18 protein-coding genes are annotated in these 19,890 nt (G+C 50.1%); 11 read left to right on the top strand and 7 right to left on the bottom strand.

What is annotated here, in order from left to right; all coding sequences use genetic code 11:
* Positions 1–146: 146 nt before the first annotated feature.
* Positions 147–836, top strand: coding sequence for a hypothetical protein (locus B7992_RS03605; protein WP_088665578.1), 690 nt, complete (start codon positions 147–149; stop codon positions 834–836).
* A gap of 72 nt (positions 837–908) precedes the next feature.
* Here the strand turns inward: B7992_RS03605 and B7992_RS03600 are convergent, their stop codons facing one another.
* From B7992_RS03600 to B7992_RS03570, 7 genes are all read right to left on the bottom strand, one after another.
* Positions 909–1,556 carry a hypothetical protein gene (locus tag B7992_RS03600; RefSeq protein ID WP_073284513.1) on the bottom strand — a complete coding sequence of 216 codons (648 nt, stop codon included), beginning with the start codon at positions 1,554–1,556 and terminating at the stop codon, positions 909–911.
* A gap of 81 nt (positions 1,557–1,637) precedes the next feature.
* Positions 1,638–2,549, bottom strand: coding sequence for a hypothetical protein (locus B7992_RS03595; protein ID WP_088665577.1), 912 nt, complete (start codon positions 2,547–2,549; stop codon positions 1,638–1,640).
* A 515-nt stretch (positions 2,550–3,064) separates the two neighbouring features.
* Complete coding sequence (gene gatA / locus B7992_RS03590; RefSeq protein ID WP_073158175.1) at positions 3,065–4,483, bottom strand: Asp-tRNA(Asn)/Glu-tRNA(Gln) amidotransferase subunit GatA; 1,419 nt, start codon at positions 4,481–4,483, stop codon at positions 3,065–3,067.
* A complete protein-coding gene (locus B7992_RS03585) occupies positions 4,483–4,806 on the bottom strand; it encodes a DUF4321 domain-containing protein (RefSeq protein WP_073158178.1) in 324 nt (107 codons plus the stop codon). The genes gatA and B7992_RS03585 overlap by 1 nt, the downstream gene beginning before the upstream one ends.
* A gap of 175 nt (positions 4,807–4,981) precedes the next feature.
* Complete coding sequence (gene ung / locus B7992_RS03580) at positions 4,982–5,659, bottom strand: uracil-DNA glycosylase (RefSeq protein WP_073234914.1); 678 nt, start codon at positions 5,657–5,659, stop codon at positions 4,982–4,984.
* Between the two features lie 2 nt (positions 5,660–5,661).
* Complete coding sequence (locus B7992_RS03575) at positions 5,662–6,399, bottom strand: CAP domain-containing protein (RefSeq protein WP_073284507.1); 738 nt, start codon at positions 6,397–6,399, stop codon at positions 5,662–5,664.
* A 373-nt stretch (positions 6,400–6,772) separates the two neighbouring features.
* A complete protein-coding gene (locus tag B7992_RS03570; protein ID WP_073284505.1) occupies positions 6,773–8,116 on the bottom strand; it encodes a class I SAM-dependent methyltransferase in 1,344 nt (447 codons plus the stop codon).
* A gap of 242 nt (positions 8,117–8,358) precedes the next feature.
* On the opposite strand from B7992_RS03570, the gene B7992_RS03565 reads away from it, so the two are divergent.
* The 10 genes from B7992_RS03565 (at position 8,359) to B7992_RS03520 (ending at position 19,876) form a co-directional block, all read left to right on the top strand.
* On the top strand, positions 8,359–8,979 hold the full coding sequence (locus tag B7992_RS03565) for a hypothetical protein (protein ID WP_088665576.1): 621 nt from the start codon (positions 8,359–8,361) through the stop codon (positions 8,977–8,979).
* A 70-nt stretch (positions 8,980–9,049) separates the two neighbouring features.
* Complete coding sequence (locus B7992_RS03560) at positions 9,050–10,483, top strand: glycosyl hydrolase 53 family protein (protein ID WP_176421830.1); 1,434 nt, start codon at positions 9,050–9,052, stop codon at positions 10,481–10,483.
* 58 nt (positions 10,484–10,541) lie between these two features.
* On the top strand, positions 10,542–10,796 hold the full coding sequence (locus B7992_RS03555; protein WP_073158195.1) for a chorismate mutase: 255 nt from the start codon (positions 10,542–10,544) through the stop codon (positions 10,794–10,796).
* A gap of 3 nt (positions 10,797–10,799) precedes the next feature.
* Positions 10,800–11,939, top strand: coding sequence for a prephenate dehydrogenase/arogenate dehydrogenase family protein (locus tag B7992_RS03550; protein WP_073234928.1), 1,140 nt, complete (start codon positions 10,800–10,802; stop codon positions 11,937–11,939).
* Entirely contained in the window at positions 11,939–13,315 is a 1,377-nt protein-coding gene (locus tag B7992_RS03545; RefSeq protein WP_073158201.1) for a 3-phosphoshikimate 1-carboxyvinyltransferase, read from the top strand. Before B7992_RS03550 ends, B7992_RS03545 begins: the two co-directional genes overlap by 1 nt.
* An 8-nt stretch (positions 13,316–13,323) precedes the next feature.
* Positions 13,324–14,199, top strand: coding sequence for an NAD(+)/NADH kinase (locus B7992_RS03540; RefSeq protein WP_073158203.1), 876 nt, complete (start codon positions 13,324–13,326; stop codon positions 14,197–14,199).
* A 51-nt stretch (positions 14,200–14,250) separates the two neighbouring features.
* On the top strand, positions 14,251–16,041 hold the full coding sequence (locus B7992_RS03535; protein ID WP_083538131.1) for a homoserine O-acetyltransferase: 1,791 nt from the start codon (positions 14,251–14,253) through the stop codon (positions 16,039–16,041).
* Between the two features lie 145 nt (positions 16,042–16,186).
* Positions 16,187–17,068: a YicC/YloC family endoribonuclease gene (locus B7992_RS03530; protein WP_073284498.1), complete on the top strand. Its 882-nt coding sequence runs from the start codon at positions 16,187–16,189 to the stop codon at positions 17,066–17,068.
* Positions 17,069–17,451: 383 nt separating this feature from the next.
* Positions 17,452–18,603: a histidine phosphatase family protein gene (locus B7992_RS03525; protein WP_139259132.1), complete on the top strand. Its 1,152-nt coding sequence runs from the start codon at positions 17,452–17,454 to the stop codon at positions 18,601–18,603.
* A 97-nt stretch (positions 18,604–18,700) separates the two neighbouring features.
* Positions 18,701–19,876, top strand: coding sequence for an iron-containing alcohol dehydrogenase (locus B7992_RS03520; protein ID WP_073158214.1), 1,176 nt, complete (start codon positions 18,701–18,703; stop codon positions 19,874–19,876).
* Positions 19,877–19,890: the final 14 nt, after the last annotated feature.

Raw genomic sequence — 19,890 nt, 5'->3', positions numbered from 1 at the left:
CATCGCAGGTGGCAGACTGTGTACGCGTGTTAGCGCGTGCCGTAACATAGGGCTTTGCCCGTCTATGAAGAACCACCGGCCGGTGGGTTCCTTTTTTCTGGTTAGATTTTTTATATTTGCGTCAACCAAAATATAGGGGTTAAAATATGAAAATCAAATTGTTCTGCTGCATGGCCGCTGTGGCCATGGCATTTACTGGCTGTGCCAAGAAACCCACATTCTTCGTTGATCCGGAATGGACCGAAAAGCCCACATCCGTAACCGTTGAATTCACCAAGCCCATGGTCGAAAATCAGGATGACGTGAAGGATGACCTGGAAGAATACGCCGACAATTTCAGCGCCTGGTTCAAGGCTGAATTGACCAAGGATCTGAATCTGGTGACCAAGAATTCCGTGGCTTTCGACGTTGTTGAAGTGAATGCAAGTGACCTGGTCCACGAAAAGGATAGCATCCAGACTGTGGAATTCAACATGATGAAGCCCATGGCCATGGATGGCGAAGGTTATTACCTGGTGCTTTCTAATGTGAACTTCAGCCGTCGCGAAGATTCCTACGAAAACATGGCATACAGCCAGAATGTCGCACAAAATGGTTACGGTGCTCCTGCTAACAACAGCATGGCAACCGCAGGCCCCACCATCGCGGATAACGGTCTGTGGCTTTACGCTGACTACGCTTATTATAGCGCCAAGACTGGTAACCGTGTCGCCTTTGGACATTGGAATATCAAGAGCAAGTTTGCCTACGCCATGACCAGGGGTGATTGGGAAAAATGCGTGTTGGCTCTCGTGAAAAAGACTCTTGCAAGAACTCCAATCTTGAAAAATAAATAGAATTCGCTGTGCGATTTTAGAACCACATGCGTTATTGAAAAAGACTTGTTCTGTATTGAACAAGTCTTTTCCTTACTTTGCGGCGGGATAAGTTAGCGGCGTGTTTTCAAGGATTTCTTCTATAGAAGTCTGGATTAATCGTTTCCAGCTGTCGCGCCCTAAGTTGCGGACATATTCTTCGTTGGTGTTGAATTCGCCGTAGCCAAGGATCTTTTGGGTTCTCGTGTCGTAGAAGGCGTATCGGCCTGACATGGATATGAAGTAATTGGTGGACGATGTTGTTGGGGTGCCCGCCGCTATATTATGGGTATAGTACGAGGTCCTTTGAGTTCGTCCAAACCAGAGATTGTTCAGAACGACGTAGATTTCGGCGTCGCTGTTAAATGTCTTGGGCTTGCCGACCGTGACGGGATTTTTCCCTAAGGTCACTTTTTCTTCTAGCATTTCTTCCTTAGAAATTCTTTCGGCAGTGAAGTCAACATGGTTGGAATAGAACTTCACATTTTCTTCGAGCTGCCTTGCAAACCATACCGTGAAGTTTTCATCTTCCACAAGGACATCATCTAGATCCTCTTGATTTTCTACAACTCCGGTAGAAAAAATAAATTTTGCTTTTGCCGGTTTATTGGTCCATTGGGAATCAACAAAAAAACGGGGGCTGGAACAGCCAACGAATAAAAATGCAGCTATGGCTGCACCCAGTAAAATCTTTAAGTTCATCTTCTTAACCCTTAAAAATGAAGCTCACATGAGCGGCGAGAAAGGTAGTAAATGCTTATGCATGTGAAGGTTGGGACAGATTTACATTAGCAATGATTTTGTCATTTGCTCTATGTAAGGGATGTTCAGGGGAAGATCCGTCGTCTCGGTGGTGGTGATAAAGTTTATTCCTGGAATGTAGCCAGCGGCAGCGTAGCTTCGTTGTTTTTCTATAGCGTTTCTGGCGTAATTGGGATTGTCCATCATGCCAAAATGTTCCCAGATGAATTCCTGACGGGTGCGCTTGTTTAAGCAGGTGAAGTCGGGATAGAATGTGACTGCCTTGCTTTGCATGAGGTCGGCGTCTTGATTGAGGGTGCGTCGGCGAATGTTGTTCGTCGGTGTTTCGGCGGTTATGCTTGACGTATCCCCGATGATTAATTCCAGCGGGGCTTCGTAACGAAACGGAATGTTGTGGCGGGCGAGGCATTCGGCGATAATCACCTCAGATTTGGAACGGACCCGTAATCCGCTATTAGTGAAATGTTCTGGAGTATCCTTTGCGAAAAATTTTCCACTGTATGGCTTGGCTTGCCATTGCGCTGCAAATTCCTCGTCGGTTAAGAGCAAAGGCGTTACGAATCTCCTTTTGGCTTCCGTAAGGTTTGTATGAACCGCAATGATGTCTTCGGGATGAAAATCCTTTAGGAATCGGGCTAGCGCCTTTTGTTGCCTTTCAATAATACGGTTGCATTTTTCGAGGTACTCTTTTTGCGCAAGTGATGAAATCAGCTTGGAGTCAGACTTTGGAATGTATTTTCCGTTAGTATCTCCTTTCGTTGTGATGTGATAGTATTGAGGAGTGCCCTTGTTGATGGCGATGCGTAAGGATCCTTGCTGTTTTTTGGCCTTGCTTCGGAAAATTCGCTGAGAAAGAGCGGATAGTTGAACAACGACATCTTCCAGGATGTTGCGAATTTGGGTAATTGGTGTTTTGATAAGATGATTTTGCATTTTTTACCTATAAATTGGAATGTAATTGGTGTATTATGGGTATAATTTGGGTCGGAACCTGGTTATTTGTAAAGATGTTTTTTTGAATTACCTATAACAGACTTGAATACTGGTTTTGTTATAGGTAGTGTAGGGCTTTTTTTCCAGATTTGGTTAAATTTTGTGTTAATTTGTTTATAATTTTACCTATAAGAATTGAAAAGGATCATTTTTTATGGGTATAAATTCTGTTTAGTATCTTTTTTTTCGTTGTAGCGAACCTCCAGAAACAAAAAAAAGGATCCACCCCGAGGGGCGAATCCTTAATAAATTATGTGTACTGCGCTTTTTAGAGGGGGCGACCCATGCAGGCTCTTTGTCCCGCGTAAACATGCAGGTGAGGCGAGCTGCTTGCGAAGGTCTGCGGCATTAATCGCGGCGCTTCCTCGTGCAGGCTCACTTTGCAAGCTTTTGACGCCTTTGGCGTCCGCTGCTGCGTTCGGTCATGCCGACAAATTTGCTTGTCGGCGCGACTCTCACTTTGCAAGCTTCTCAGTTGCAGCAGCGACGCTGAGCAGGTCGGCTTCCTGGAAGGGCTTGCCGATCCACTGCAGGCCAACGGGCAGGCCGCCAGCCATACCGCAAGGAACGCTTACGCCGGGGAGACCGGCCAGGTTCAGGCTAACGGTGTAGATGTCGCTCAAGTAAACGGCCATGGGGTCGCTTTCGTTCATGCCACACTTCAGCGGGAGACCCGGCATGGTGGGGCTGGCGATTACGTCGCATTCTTCGAAAGCCTTGTTGAAGTCGTCGGTAATGAGGCGACGGACCTTCTGAGCCTGAACGTAGTAGGCATCGTAGAAGCCTGCGGAAAGCACATAGCTACCCAGGAGGATACGGCGCTGCACTTCCTTACCGAAAGCTTCGCTGCGGCTCATGGAGTACAGGTCGATCAGCTTGCGGGCGTCCTTGCTGCGGTAACCGTAGCGAACGCCGTCGTAGCGGGAAAGGTTGGAGCTAGCTTCTGCAGTTGCAATGATGTAGTAACTGGAAACTGCGTTGCCGATGTTGGGGAGGCTTACTTCCTTGATGGTGGCACCTTCGGCTTCCAGCTTCTTCAGCATGGCTTCGATGGCTGCCTTGCATTCAGGATCAAGACCTTCGGCGAAGTATTCCTTAGGAACGCCAATGACCTTGCCTTTCACGCCAGCGTCCAGCTTTGCAGTAAAGTCTTCTGCGGGGCGGGTGCTGGTGGTGTTGTCATGGGGGTCAACGCCAACAATAGCGTTCATCAAGATTGCAGCGTCCTTGACGGTAGAACCGAAGGGGCCGATCTGGTCCAGGGAGCTGGCGTAGGCCAACAGACCGTAACGGGAAACGCGGCCGTAGGTGGGCTTCAGACCCACGACGCCAGTGCAGGCGGCGGGCTGACGGATAGATCCACCAGTGTCGGAACCAAGTGCGCAGGCGACGGTACCGCTGGCAACAGCTACGGCAGAACCACCGGAGGAACCACCCGGAACGCGGGTTTCATCCAGAGGGTTCTTAACAGGACCGAAATAAGAGGTTTCATTGGAAGAACCCATGGCGAATTCGTCCATGTTGGTCTTACCGATGATGATGGCGCCTGCAGCTTCCAGCTTTTCGACAGCGGTAGCGGTGTAGGGGGCCACGAAATTTTCAAGAATTTTGGAAGCGGCGGTGGTGCGGGTTCCGACCAGGCACATATTGTCCTTGATGGCGACGGGGATGCCGTCAAGAGCGCCCAGGGTCTTGCCTTCGGCGCGACGCTTGTCGGATTCAGCAGCCTTTTCCAAAGCACGTTCGTTGAGAACGGAAATGTAGGCGTTCAAATTCTTAGTAGCTTCGACCTTAGCCAGAGCTTCTTCAGTGAGCTTCACAGAAGTTGTGGCGCCGCTAGCCAATTGAGCTTGCAATTCTTCAATAGTAATCATTACCTTTCTCCGGACCATTTCATAATGTAGATGCCGACAACCATGCCGATGATGCTGGCGAAGTTAATCTTGAAGCCAACGCCAAAGGCAATCTTGATCATGTACAAGTCAAGAACCACGGGTTCCGGCTTGTCGGGAAAACCGATATTAAAGGGAAAAGCTGTAACAAACACGTTGTGAACGATATTGTTGTAACCACCCGCATTCATCAATTCACCGAGTTGACCGAACAGCACTCCCAGGCATTCTCCCAGGACACCGCCGATAATCAAGCCCAGTACAATAAAAAGCACGAGACGTGCAAATGTATTCTTATGACTCATGAGCTCAAATATAAAAAAAGGGGAGAGATAAGGGCAGCGAACAATGAAGAGTGAACAGTGAATAATTACGAATTACAAGATATGATATAACGTTAGGCGTCGTTGGCACGATAAAAAAACTCCCATCTACCTACTGTCTACGGTCTACTGTCTACTGTCTACTTCCTACTTCCTACTACTCAATCGACCAGTCAATGGGCTCCAGCCCTTTACTTTGCAGGTAGGCGTTTGCCTTGCTGAAGTGCTTACAACCAAAGAAACCGCGGTAGGCCGAAAGGGGGCTGGGGTGGGGTGCGGTCAAGATCAGATGCCCGCGGCCGGGAGCCACCAACTCCTGCTTCTTGATGGCGAAACTGCCCCACAAAAGGAACACCAGGTTTTCGCGGGTGGCCGAAAGCCTCTTGATGATGGTGTCAGTAAATTGCTGCCAACCGATTCCCGCGTGGCTTGCGGCCTGGTGGGCGCGAACTGTCAGGGATGCATTCAAAAGCAAGATCCCCTGCTGAGCCCAGGATTCCAGATTGCCATGGGGCGGCGGGTTGATTCCCAGGTCGTCGTGCAGTTCCTTGAAAATGTTGATCAGCGAAGGGGGCGGCTCGATTCCCATGGGTACAGAAAAGCAGAGGCCATGGGCCTGACCCGGGTTGTGGTACGGGTCCTGTCCGATGATAACGGCCTTGACCTTGTCTACAGGGCAGAAGTCCAGCGCTGCGAAAATTTTAGAGGCCGGCGGATACACCACATGCTGTTTGGCGCGTTCGTCTAAAAGCGTATTCTTAATTTGTTTGAAATAGTCCTGCTCAAATTGGTCGCTGAGCAGGTTCAGCCAGGATTCTTCGAGTTTTACAGCCATAACTACTTGTGGAAATTAACGTTAAACCAGCCGGTCTTTCCGTCTGAGGATTTTGCGATGCCGCAGGCGACGGAACTGTACTTGGTACTGCTCATGTTGAGATAATGACCGATGTAGGAGTAGTCTTCCGATTTGTTGGGGTCGCGCTGGCCGCTTTCCACCAACTTCTTTTCGTTCCACATCATTTCTAGGTAGTAGTCCACGATTTTCTCTTCGGTTCCCATCCAGGAAAGTGAGATGTTGGGGCCGGAGTTCTGGGCAAATTCACCGCAGTCCCCGAAATGACCATGGGCCGAGTTTGCCTTAAGGTCGGCTGCGGCCTGTTCTTCGACACAAGTCTGCTTTGCTTCGGGGGCAAGAACTAGGGACGTCAGACCTTCTGAGGTGCGGTACTTGTTAATTACGTCTAGGCAGTAACTGCGCCAATCCGATGCTTCTGCAGTTTCACTGCTTGCCGGCGTGGAGGCCTGGCTGCTGGAGGAATTGCTTGTCAAGGATTCGCTGCTTGCCGGAACGGTCGTTGACTCGCTGCTTGCCGGGGTTGCGGAAGATCCGTTGTTGGATGAACTGCTTGCGCTAATATTTCCGTCTTCTTTTGGGGAACTGGAGGATGTTTCCGCAGACTGATAATTAGAACAGGATGAGGTTTCGTCTTGGACAGAAACGCTGGAGGAATCGTCACCGCAGGCAACGAACATCAATGCTGCAGAAACTGTAAAGATAGGGAAAAGCTTGAACATACAAGAAAAAATAATATAAGAACGCCGGAATGTCACAACAAACCTTCTCGCCGTGGGTCGTTCTGAACTTGTTTCAGAATCCCATGGCCGCACGAGACCCTGTGCTCCCTCTGGGTGACATTAGGCGTCATCGGCGCGATAATAAAAACTCATATCTGATATCTCATATCTTGTATCTGATACCTAGCCATGAAAACATGGAAATGTTTTGTATAAAATGTAAAATCGGAGTTTTTTTTGTGACCATTGATAATTAAATATGGCTTTTCGGCCTATCCGACGGGTTTCTATAAAAGTTATGGAAACATTTTCACGGGGAATGGCGATTCGCTAAAAAATAAGCCTCCGAAGTTCAAAACTCCGGAGGTCTTTTTTAAACTCGTTCTGCCAGGATTGCGATTTTCTCGCCTTTGTGACGGGTGTAGAAAAGTATGGCTTCTTTCTTGCCCTTGGGCTTTAGCCTCTTGATTTCTTCGGTGGGGTCTACCTTTACACCGCGAAGCTTTAGGGTCAGCTTGCCGATGTTATGTCGCTTGAGCATATCGCGGACGGCGCTGGTGGCTATTTCGCAGTTGTCAAGAATCTTGAAGTTGGCAAAGGCGGGGGAGGGGAGCGGACTTTCGCTTGCCACGTAGGCGATGCCTTCTGAAATCAGGTGGGCGTCTGAGTTTGCGGCCTGGGCCACGCTTCCAAAAAGGTGGCTGCGGATCAGCAGTGCCGTCGGTTCTGCCAGGTATTCCGAAACTTCGCCGACAGGCAAGTCGCTTTCGCTGGTGGCGTTGCGGAAACTTCTTTCGCAGCCGGGCAGATCGTGTTCGGCGTCCTTGTTGGAGGCTGCCTGTATCTCGGTTAGCGTTCCCTGCCAGATTGCATCCGTACCATCTGCGGCTTTTACAACCTCGCCATTTTTATCCACCATGATGGCCCGAACTTTTCCGGGGTTCTTTGCCAATGCGCCAAACAGCACCAGCAATTCGCGGCAGTCGGCGTGGCTTCCTAGGTAAACCAGTTCTGCATCCTGGGGAATTTCGTTGGTGGGGTAGCCGGGAGGAAGTTTTGCCATGCCGCCCTTGTAGTGCCTTGAAATTTCAAGAACCTCTTCGAAGGTGGGGGTGAGATTGCGGAGGTCACGCTGGTTTTCGCCTTCTACGGCACGACGGGCAGGGTCGATGGTAAAGAAGTCTGCTTTTTCTTGTGCGGGGGAGTCGCCATTTTTGCGGGCGATTTCTCGAACGTCCCCGGAGATCGTCGAACTGGATTCACCGCGGAAATTTTCTGTGTTGTAGGCGTACATCTGCAGACGGTCGGGGTCCAGGTCTACGCCAGTCACTTTGAAATTCTGGGGGATAAAGAAACTGTCGCCGCCCATGCCGCAGCAGAGGTCGTGTACCCGCGGGCTTTCGCCAATGTTTTCGGCTCCCGCTTGCCACAGGTTTGCCTTGTAACGGCCGATATCCTGGGCGGTACTCTGTTCCAAAGCTAGGCGGTCGCATAGCAAAAAGGCGTCGTTGCCTGATTTCTTGCCGGCTTCGCCAAAAAACTTTTCACGAAATTTGGGGACCAACATCATGTAGTCCATGATGGCGGCTCGTTCTTCATTGCTGTATCCGGCCTTGTTCAGTGCTGTAGAAATTTGCAGGGCATCCATCTTCTTCTTGATGGCGCTGAGGATGAATTCTTGTACGGCAGGGGATATGAGCAGGTCGGAATAAAGCATTGTTGCAAATTTAGCTTTTGTTGAAAGGGATTTGCGCTAGAAAAATGTTTTTAAGAGTAATCTAAAAGTATTGAAAAGTTGTTGATATGTAGTAAAAAAGTAATCGTTGACACCCTCGCAACGAATGTTAAGATTTTTTATCTTTGCCGCCAGATTTGATTCAGTGGGATTGGTGAGTCAAATTTATTGTTTTGGTAGTTGGATTCCCAATCTTAGGTAAGTGTATGAATGTACATGAGAAAATGAAAGCATTTGATGCTTTTCAGTTTTTCGGCCAGTTCACCTTTAACCGATTCTTTAAACAAGATAAGGCTAACAGGTTTAATGATCAATACAAAGCCGTCGTTGCCCCCCAGGGGCGCGATGGAGGTTCCAGTCGGTATCGCTTTGATGCTTTCTGGGGATCTCGCCCTTACGATATGGGCGTTGTCTCTAGGGATATCGATGGAAACCTGGTTGCTCCGACGTGTGTTACTTTGTCGGAAAGTGGCGCCAGCCTAAGATATTTGCAGCTTGATAACGGATCTGTAGACGTAAGGCTTTACCCTGCAAGAACGGATACCGATCGGGCCGATTCCGTACAGTTTATCCGATTGGGCTTGTATAAGAATCCCAGAATGCTTTTGAACAGTACAATCCTGCGCAAACATTGGAATGCCATGTACACGGTCATGGAAAACACGTCTATCTTGGGCAGCCCTTCCTTGGTATCTCAGGCAAAGATGTTCTGGTTGCTCCATGGCAAGGTATACTACAAGGATGGTTCCCTCCGTGCGCCCAGGGATCTTGTTTATCTCAAGAAGGTCCTTAACTACGTTTCGACGATTGTGTTTTGCGCCATGACGTTGAAAGTGGTTCTGTAAAACGATAAACTGCTGACTTTTTACCAACAGTTAACGAATGTTGCCCCGTAAAAAGGGTAAATTTAACTGTATGGGAAAGATTAAGGGTATTATTGGGTTTGCTGCACTGGCTTTGATCGGGTGCGGCGGCAGTTCCACTGAGGCGTTGCCTGATGAATTGGGCAATGAACCTTTGCCGGAAAGTTCTTTTGAGGTTCTTCCAGAAAGTTCAGCTGACGATTTTTTGACCAGTAGTTTTGTTGACGTGTCCGTCAGCAGTTCTGCCGACGAAATTCCTCTGAGTTACTCGGATGAACCTTCTGTAAGCAGTTCTTCAGACGGACCCATCAGCAGTTCCGCAGACGAACCTATCAGCAGCTCTTTGGATGAACCTACCAGCAGTTCTTTGGACGAACCGCTTCCCGGTTCTTCTTCCAGTTTGCGTTCTCATCCCGAGTATTCCAAAATCCTTGGTGCCGATGTTTCCCAGATGCAGGAATATGAAGCCAAGGGGATCCGTGTTTTGGATGTGGATGGAACGCCCAAGGATATTTTTGATTTGCTCTGGGATCACGGTTTCAATTATATCCGCCTAAAGACTTTTGTGGGCCCCAGCGCCAGGTATGGCTATGCCGCTCCGGGTTGCAATCAGGGGACTGGTGAATTCCCCCAAAATGTGGAAGCGTTTGGCGACAAGGATCATGTGGTGGCTTACGCAAAGCGGGCCAAGGCGGCGGGTTTCAAGCTGCTGCTGGATTTCCATTATAGCGACAACTGGGCCGATCCGGGCAAGCAGATTATTCCGGAACGTTGGCGTGGTGTAAGAACTTCTGACGCCATGGCCGATTCCGTTTATGCTTACACCAAGGATGTTCTGTTGGCTTTGCAGGCTGCAGGTGCCTTGCCCGAAATGGTGCAGGTGGGTAACGAAATTACCAACGGCATGCTCCGCGAAATTCCCAAGAGCAATACGGATTGCTGGGGCAATAACGTTCAGGCGGCCGATGGGGCCGTTAGCGGTGTCATGAGCAATGCAACAGGAATCGCCAATACGGCGAAATATCTGGCCGCAGGTTCCCGGGCTGTCAAGGAAATTTCGAACAACATAAAAGTTGTATTCCATATCGAAAGTCCCCACAAGACAAATACCGTAGATTGGTGGATGTCTTCGATCATCAAGAATTCCAAGGTGTCGCCGGATGTAATGGCTTTCTCCGCCTACTCCGCTTACGAGCATGGCAATCCCGATTCCTGGAAAAACTTGATGACCAACTTGGGCAAGACTTACACGAATCTGGAATTTCTTATTGCCGAATACAATGGTTCCTCAACGCCTGATAATTACGGCTTTGACGGATCCCGTGTAAAGACCCATCAGGTGATGGAACAGGTGCCCCGCGCTCTGGGCGCATTCATCTGGGAGCCGGAACGTTCCGGTGCCTGGGGCACTGCGTTGTTTGACTGGGTGGGCGGCGATTTGAAGGCCAACAAGCGGGCTTTTGACGAATACGAAGTTCTTTTTTAGAGCGGTCTCCTCTTGATTACACCAAATATTCAAGGGGAGATTTTCTACATTCTTCTATATGAAGATTGAAGATTGGCGTAATCGTATTGATGAATTGAACGGAGAGCTGATTGCTCTTCTGAATAAGCGTGCCACCTATGCAACCGAGATTGGCAAACTGAAAAAGGAATTGGGCTTGCCCGTTCTGGATGCTTCTCGTGAACAGGCCGTTTTGGACCGTGTGGGCTCTATGACCGAAGGCCCCCTTTCTTCTGATTCCATCAAGAGAATCTTCCAGGTGATTATGGAAGAGACCCGCAAGGTTGAGGACTAAAAAATGCAACGCATTACTCTCGTTGGTTTTGGTTTGCTGGCCAGTTCCGTTGCCGCAGCCATTAAGCAGGCGAAGTTGCCCACTATCGTTCGTGCCGTCAGTTCCCCCTCTACTTTGGAACGCGCCCGCGAAGTAAAGTTGGCCGATGAATTTTTCGGTTACGATGATACCGCATCCTGGGCCGAAGGCTCTGACTTGATTTTGCTGTGCAGCCCCATTCTTCACATTCTGAAGACTATCGACGCTCTTTCTAAGGTGCAGTTGCCGGCCGGCCATAAGAAGATTCTGGTCAGCGACATTGGCAGCACCAAGGTTGAAATTTGCAAGGCGGGTGCCAAGCTGCCTGAACCGTTCTGTTTTGTGGGAAGTCACCCCATGGCCGGTTCCGAGAAGCGCACCATGGAATATAATGATCCCAGCATTTTCGAGAACGCATACTGGTTTGTGTGTCCGCCCGATGGTGTCGAAGAATCCGCCTATGCCGACTTGCTTCAGCTGATTTCTTTTGTGGGTGCCCATTCCGTTGTGTTCCCGCCGGAACATCACGACCGTACCATGGCCTGGGTTAGCCATATGCCCCAGATGCTCAGCTCCACATTGGCTGCCAGCATGCCGGAACGTCTGCTCAAGTACAACTACCAGCATTACGCCGGACGCGCCTTTAGGGACATGACCCGTATTGCAGCCAGCGGCTGGAACATGTGGCATGACATCGCCGTTACCAACCGCAACGAAACGGCGCTTGCCCTCCGCGAAGTCCGCGATGGCCTCGACAAGACTATCGCCGCCATGGATAGCTTGCAGGTGGTTTCTGACGGAACTCCCGCCGCTGCCGACTGCTCCGAAAATCTGGAGTCCATCTTTAAGGCCGGAAACGATGGTCGCGCCAGCCTGTTTGCTCCTGGCCGCAATGCTGCCGCCGCCTTCTCCGAAATTACGGTTCCCCTGAAGGATGAACCCGGTGCCTTGCTCAGCGTGTTGAAGCCCTTGGCCGAATGGGGGCTGAATATCCGCGATATCGAACTGATGAAAGTCCGCGAAAACGTGGCCGGTACTTTGCTTCTGGCTTTCAAGACGCCCGACGAAGCCCGCCGCGCTATTCAAATTCTTACCGCCTTGGATTACGACGTTAAGGAACGCTAATGGAATTTTTGCTGAACCCCGACCGCGAGCGCATGGAGCTCACTCTGGTGATGGCCCTCTTGGTAAATGGCCGTACCGTTCTGGAAGACTTCGCCTGGGCCGCAGGCTCCGAAAAATTTGCACAAGCCCTTAAGGAATTCGGACTGAACTACGAACAGCAGGGCCACCAGCTGGTTCTTGAAGGCAAGGGCTTTCAGTACAGTCTGCCCTCCATGCTGCCTATGGATTTTGCCGAAGACGCCAACGTTCTTCTTTGGACGTTAGCTTCTAAGGATGCAGAACAGATTTACACCTTTGCTGCCGAAGCTGACGAGGCCGGTATTGCCCAGGTGGCTTCTGCCAAGGAAACGCTGCAGAAGTATTTCAAGGTAAAGCCCGTTACCGATGAACCCGCCAAGTTCGTATTCACCTTCTGCGCCGACGAAATTGTAGCCAAGAAGGATTCCCTGGGGAATTTTACTTACCCCATGCGCAACCGCTTGCTGCTTCGCGCCTTGATCCGCAACGACTATACCACTTTCGAAGAAAAGGGTACGGTTCACGATCAGTGGACCAAGATGCTCATGTACTTTGGCGTGAACCTGAAGTACGAAACCCGCGGCATGGAACAGCTGACCGAACTGGAACGTCGTATGATGATGGCCCGCGGTCAGAAGATTGAACGCACCCAGTTTACGGAACTTTCCGAGACCAAGGTGATTACGGGTCGCGATTATTTTGTGCCCGGCGATTCCACCGAGGCCATTGCCTTTATTTTGCTGGCGACTATTGGTACGCTCCCCAAGAACACGCAAATTGTTTTGAAGAACGTGGAATTGAATTCGTCTCGCGCCGGGGCATTGACCTGCCTGAAACGCATGGGCGCAAGCTACGAAGTGACCAGCCGTCGCGAACGTTATGGTGACGTGTACGGTGACATCGAAATCTTTACGCTGGCTTCTGGCAAGCGCTTGCAGGGACGTCGTTTTTCTGAAGATGTGATTGCCACGGGGCTTGAGGAATTTCCCTTCTTGGCGGTGGCGGCTTGCTATGCCGAAGGCGAAACCATTTTGCGTCTGCCTAAGGAAGTCCGCAAGCAGATGCGCCCCGTTAACGAAAAGCTGGCTGAAAACCTCCGTAAGACCGGTGCCGAAGTTGGCGTCTACGATGACGGCCTGGTAATCCGCGGTCTAGAAACCATCGTGAACGGTTCTGACTTTGACGGCGGAGACGTTCCTCAGAATGGCTTGGCCTTGAGCGTTCTTTCGCTGGCCTTGCAGAACGATGAACCGGTGGCTAATAGCGACGTGATTGAAACGGCTTATCCTGGCGTTCTCGAAAAGTTGAACCGCGTTATCGAAGAAGCTAACAAGAAGCCTGAGGCAGAAACCAAGTAAGGTGTTTTATGTTCAAGACTATCGGCATTATCGCTTGGAAAGAAAAGAGTACGGACCTGGCTCTTGCGCTGAAGCAGATTCACGCATGGGGGAGTGAACACCCCGAAGTCAAGTTCCTGGCTCTTGAAAACCTGAAGGAACTGGTTCGCGCTCCTGTAAAGGTTGTTTCTGAAAAGGCCTTGCTGAAGTCCGACTTGCTTTTGGCCATTGGCGGTGACGGTACCGTGCTTTCGGCGGCCCATATGGCTCTTGGTCATAACATTCCCATTCTGGGTGTGAACGCTGGCCGCGTCGGGTTCCTTGCCGAGACCCGCGTCAAATGCCTTTCCCAGACCCTGGATGACTTGCTGGCCGGGGTGTATTCTACCCGCGACCGCATGATGATCGACGCTTCTGTGTATCACGGTAAGAAGTGCATTGCCAAGCAGACCGTCTTGAACGAAGTCCATTTCCGCGCCCACGCTCCCGAACGTATGGTGAATGTGAACGTGGAATACAATGGTACCGACTATACGGAATACTGGGCCGACTCCCTGCTGGTTTCGACTCCCACGGGCTCCACTGCATACAACCTTGCGGCAGGTGGCCCCATTATCCATCCGGCCACATATGCCGTGGTGCTGACTCCTGTGGCTCCCGGTAGCCTTTCGGTACGTCCGCTGGTCATGTCTCTTACAGATAAAAAACTGGTGCTGCGTCCGGCCGCGGGCAAGACCCTGGACTTGGTTTTCGATGGCCGCACCTGTATTCCCCTGGAACCGGATGATTATGTCGTTCTGACTCAGAGCAAATCCTTTACCACCTTCCTCCGCATGCGTCATACGGGTTTCGTGGGCGCTCTCCGCGAAAAGCTGGGCTGGACAGGCTCTCCCAAGAAAGCCTAAGGTTTTTCTAGATAAATAAAATTTTCCTACCGCTTTTCTATATTTATGCATATGAGTGAATCTTTGCATAATGGTAGTCTTTGCCCGGTTGTTCCCCAGACTTTTAACAAGGATTATGGGGATCAAGGTTTTTTGCTTGAGAATGGCAAGACTCTTCCTGCTTTGGAAATTCGTTACGAAACTTACGGCAAGTTGAATGCCGAAAAGAATAATACCGTTTGGGTCACCTCTCCGCTGACCGCCGATGCCCACGTGGCCGGTTATTATTCCCCCGAAGATAAGAAGCCCGGTTGGTGGGATGCTCTCATTGGCCCGGGTAAGCCTGTGGATACGGATCGTTTCTTTGTGGTGTGCAGCAACATTCTGGGTGGCTGCAAGGGCTCCACTGGCCCCGCAAGTATCAATCCTCGCACCGGCAAGCCCTACGGCAGCACTTTCCCCACCATCACCATCGGCGACATGGTCCACGCCCAGAAGGAACTGGCTGACTATTTGGGAGTCAAGGAACTTTACTGCGTCATTGGCGGTTCCATGGGTGGCTTCCAGGCCATGAAGTGGGCGATCTACTATCCTGAACTGGTAAAGCGTTGTGTTCTGATTGCAACGTCTCCCCGTTTTAGCAGCCAGGCTCTCGGTTTTGAAATTGTGGCCCGCGACGTGATTACCCAGGACCCCAATTACAACAATGGCGATTATTATGAATCCGCTCACCCGGACGTCGGACTTTCCAATGCCCGCAAGCTGGCTCACATTACCTACCTCAGTGCCGTAGGAATGGAAAAGAAGTTCAAGCGCGCCCAGGATCATGAGCACAAGAATCACGCCATTACTTACAGCACTCCCTTTGACCTGGATCTGCCGCTGGAAAGCTACCTGCGCTACCAGGGTGCGAAGTTTGTGGACCGCTTCGATGCCAACAGCTACCTGCATATTGCCCATGCAACCGATAGCTTCGACCTGGAAACGGAATACGGTTCCCTGGAAAAGGCTTTTGAGAATGTGCAGGCCGAAGTGCTGAACGTGAACCTTTCTACGGACTGGTTGTTCCCGCCCCACGAATCCCGCCGTATTACGAGCGCCTTGCTGAACGATCGCAAGGTCGTGACTAGCCTTGAATTGGATACGCTGTTCGGTCACGATGGCTTCCTCATCGAAGATGAAGATCTGGGTAAGGCGGTAGGCCGATTCCTGGATAGCAAGTATGGAGCCTTGACTGGCAAGCAGACCATTCCTGTTTTCCACGACCAGAAGGATTTTGAACTGCTGGGTTCCATGGTCAAGGAAAATAGCCGCGTGCTGGACCTTGGTTGCGGTAGCGGCGACTTGATCGATTACCTCCGCCGTACCAAGAATGTGATTGGCCTTGGTATCGAAAAGCGCATGAAGGACATTATGGACTGTCTGGAAAACGACGTCCCCGTGGTCCAGCGCGATTTGGATGAACGCGGTATTTCTGATATTGAAAGCGACAGCTATGACTACGCCATTATCAACCGCACCATCCAGGAAATTCGCGACCCGGTGGCCTTGCTCAGCGAAATCCTCCGCGTGGCCAAGCGCGTTATCGTGACTTTCCCCAATTTCGGTCATTGGTCTGCCCGCGGTTCCCTGATGCTCCACGGTCGTATGCCCAAGTCCAAGGAACTGCCTTACGAATGGTACAACACACCCAACATTCGTTTGCTCACCGTTAAGGATTTCTACACCCTTTGCGAAAAGGAAGGCCTTAAGATCGAGAAGATGGCGTTCCAGAATGAACAGTGCCTTAGCAAGTTCCTGACCGCCGTTGGCCTCAAGAACTTCGGCGCCGAACACGTAATTGCAATGGTAAGTAAGCAGTGAGTTGTGAGGCGTGAGTTCTGAGCTGGAGAATGGCGCCGTAGGCGCAAAATTATAAAAACGCGTAAGCGTCAATTGTTTAACCTCAAAGCGAGCTGTGCGAGCGACCTCTTTCCTGAAAGTGCGAAGCACGAGCTCGGTACTAATTATGGCTATTTTATCGATGACTGGTTTTGGCAAGAGTGAGTCCATGTTCCAGGGCGCACCTTGTGTGATTGAAGTTCGTAGCGTGAATAACCGTTTTTTGGACATCAGCTGCAAGCTTCCCAAGAACCTGGCTTATCTTGAAAATTCCTTCAAGAATCAGATCAAGGAAAAGCTGGTTCGCGGTTCTGTGATCTTTAGCGTTACTCTTGGTGCAGGCACTGGCGGTAATGTTCCCGTTTCCTACAACGAACAGGCCATTGCGAAGTTTGTGGAAATCACAAAGGCAATGCAGACCAAATTTGGAATTGCCGGTGATATCAAACTGGAAAACATCATGGCCCTGCCTGAAGTTCTGCAGTTTACCGACAGCGGTGCCGATACCGAAGCTCTTGAAAAGCACTTGGCCGACGAACTGAACAAGGCCCTGGACAAGGTGAACGAAATGCGTGCCAAGGAAGGTGCTAACCTGGCAGCCGACTTGACAAACCGCGTGGACCATCTGAATGCCGTTCTCGAAAAGGTTGAAGTGCTGGATCCCAAGCGCATCGAAAACTGGAAGGTCAAGTTCCGCGACCGCATCAACGTGCTTCTGAAGGATTCCGAAATCGACGAAGTCCGTCTGCTGCAGGAAGCCTGCATCATGGCAGACAAGTTGGACATCAAGGAAGAAATCACCCGCTTCAAGAGTCATAACAAGTTGTTCCTGAACGCCCTCAAGGAAGGTGGCGCCCAGGGAAAGAACCTTGGCTTTATCCTTCAGGAAATGGGCCGCGAAGCAAACACTTTGGGGACCAAGTGCCAGGATGCTGAAATTGCCGCTCTCGCTATTGAACTGAAGAACGAAGTGGAATGCATCCGCGAACAGTCTCTCAATATCGCCTAAGCAGAACATTTTTTGAGCAAAATAGAGCTTCAGGAGTGATCCTGAAGTTTTTTTTACTATAAATTATGGGAAATTTGCGGGTTATCTTCCCCAAAATTGAATTCCTGTTCTATATTTAAGAACGAAGAAGGAACAAGTTGCGTCGTATGACGTTTTTAGACTAAGTTCAAAAGATTTTTTGCTAAATGATTGCATTAAAGAGCTCCTCCTAACCCCCCTGGGTTGGATACCGTAAGGTGTCCAACCCTTTTTTGTTTGCGGTACTTACTGCTTTTTACACACTTTATTTTTTTATTTGGATTCAACTCTGTAATTTTTTAGTAATAAGAATTAAATTTTATCCGTGTTTTGGTTTTAAGCACCATCAAATTCATGAGGATTCTGTGAAATATATCCCCACGATTCGTTCTGCGTTGACCGCCGGCGCGTTCTCTCTGACCGCAATGCTTTTTTCCGCCTGCCTTGATACAACAGAAGTTGTTGAAACGGTGGATCCCGAAACCATTCCCGTTTCTCGAGTGGACACCTTGGTCATCAGGGACACCCTTGTTGTCAAGGAAATGCCTGGCGAAACCTTGAAAGATACGTTGGTCGTCAAGGACACTTTAGTTGTAAATGATACCTTAGTCGTTAAGGACACTCTTGTTGTAAAGGATACCCTTGTCAATAACGATACTCTGGTGGTTGCATCCGACACATTGGTGGTTTACGACACCTTGGTTCGGCTGGATTCCGTTTTCCATGTGGATACCCTTTATCAGCTGGATACCTTGGTGGTTCTGGATTCCATTTTTAGCAAGGATACCATCTATTCCATTGACACTGTTGTCCAGAAGGATACACTTTATGTAAAGGCTCAGGCTCCCATGGCGTATTTTGTTCGCGTCGAGGACGTTCTTGAAAGCCTGAAGGATAATGAAAAGGCAACCTTGATCTTGCGCCACGCCGAACGAGGCAATGACTATTCTGCGTCGGGTGGTCTGAACGATAACGGCATGAATCAGTCTCGAGAATTTGGTCAAAAACTGAAGAACTTTACGGACGTCCATTTCTATAATACCGAGATCAAACGTTCCTATGAAACTTGTGCCTACATTGCTGAGGGGATGGGCTTGTCTTCCTTCGAAAACGACACCTTGGCTGAATTGAAGGATTCCTGGCTGATCAAGGATGAGGAACTGTATGTGCAGAAGAAAGGCGATGTCAGCAGTTGGATTGTCTTCTCTCGCTGGGCCTATTCCGGGGGCTACACGGGCGTGTTCTACGATCTCAACGAAAAGATGGTGGAACTGCAGAATTTGCTGGCCGGGGATTACGATAGCATGAGCAAGCTGAACGTGGCCATTTCCCATGACCTGCTGGTGGTTCCTCTGGTGGCATGGGCTACAGATCGACAGCTGAATTTGCGTTTTTATGAAACCCAAAGCAATAAGCAGTGGATTAATTACCTGGCTGGTGTCGCCTTTATAGTCAACGACAAGAATGAGGTCCGCGTTATTCCCGTTTGCGGCAGGAGCAAGGGGACCATGGAATAGCTGGTTTCTTTTGTGAACAAAATTACTTGATGAAATTGCCCTTTTCTTTAAAGAAAAGGGTATTTTTTATAAAAACTTTAACAGGGATTGGGTCCTAATGGAAAATTTCAACTTTTATAGTCCTACGGAATTTGTATTTGGCCGCGACCGCGAAAATGAATGCGGTGCATTGGTAAAAAAGCATGGCGGCTCCAAGGTCTTGCTTCATTTCGGTGGCGGTTCTGCCGTTCGTTCCGGATTGATTGACCGCGTTAAGGCAAGCCTCGATGCCGCAGGCGTTCCTTTCGTAGAACTGGGTGGAGTTCACCCTAATCCGCTGGATACCAAGGTCTACGAAGGCATTGAAATTTGCCGCAAGGAAGGAATTGACTTTATTCTCGCTGTAGGTGGCGGATCTTCTATCGATAGCGCCAAGGCTATTGCCATGGGCGTTCCCTACGAAGGGGACTTCTGGGATTTCTATTGCGGAAAGGCCGCTCCGGCTGTTGCCTTGCCGGTGGGTACAGTGCTGACCATTGCCGCTGCAGGTTCCGAAGGTTCCGGCGACTCCGTCATAACCAAGGAAGATGGCATGCTGAAGCGCGGTGCCGGTGGCGATTGCATCCGTCCCCGTTTTTCTGTGCTGAACCCGGCTCTCACTTGCACATTGCCGGCCTATCAGACTGCCTGCGGTGCAACCGATATCATGGCTCACGTTTTTGAACGTTACTTCACCAACACTACCGAAGTGGAAGTTACCGACCGTCTTTGCGAAGCGGTTCTCATGACCATGGTGAAGGAAACTCCCCGCGTTATTGCTGACCCCAACAACTACGAAGCCCGCGCCAACATCATGTGGGCAGGCATGGTGGCTCATAACAATATCGTCGGTGTTGGCCGCGGTCAGGACTGGAATAGCCACGCCATCGAACATGAACTTTCTGGCATGTATGACTGCGCCCACGGTGCAGGTCTTGCTGTCATTATGCCCTCCTGGATGGAATACGTCATGGACCACAATGTGATGCGTTTCTGCCAGATGGCTACTCGCGTATTCGGCTGCGCCATGAATTTCGAAAAGCCCGAAGAAACGGCTCGCGCAGGTATTCGCGCATTCCGCAGCTTCCTCAAGAGCATCGGCATGCCCATCAACTTTGCTGAACTTGGCGCCAAGGAAGAAGACATTCCCGAAATGGTGCGTAAGCTGAATCCGGGTAATGGCTGGGGCTTTAAGCCGCTGAATGCCGACGACGTGACTAAGGTTTATCAGATTGCCGCCAAGGCAACAGTTTAATTTAGCTGTGAGGT

The sequence above is a fragment of the Fibrobacter sp. UWH1 genome (genome assembly GCF_002210365.1).
Classification (GTDB): Bacteria; Fibrobacterota; Fibrobacteria; order Fibrobacterales; family Fibrobacteraceae; genus Fibrobacter.
This window is presented reverse-complemented; position numbering and strand designations above follow the sequence as displayed.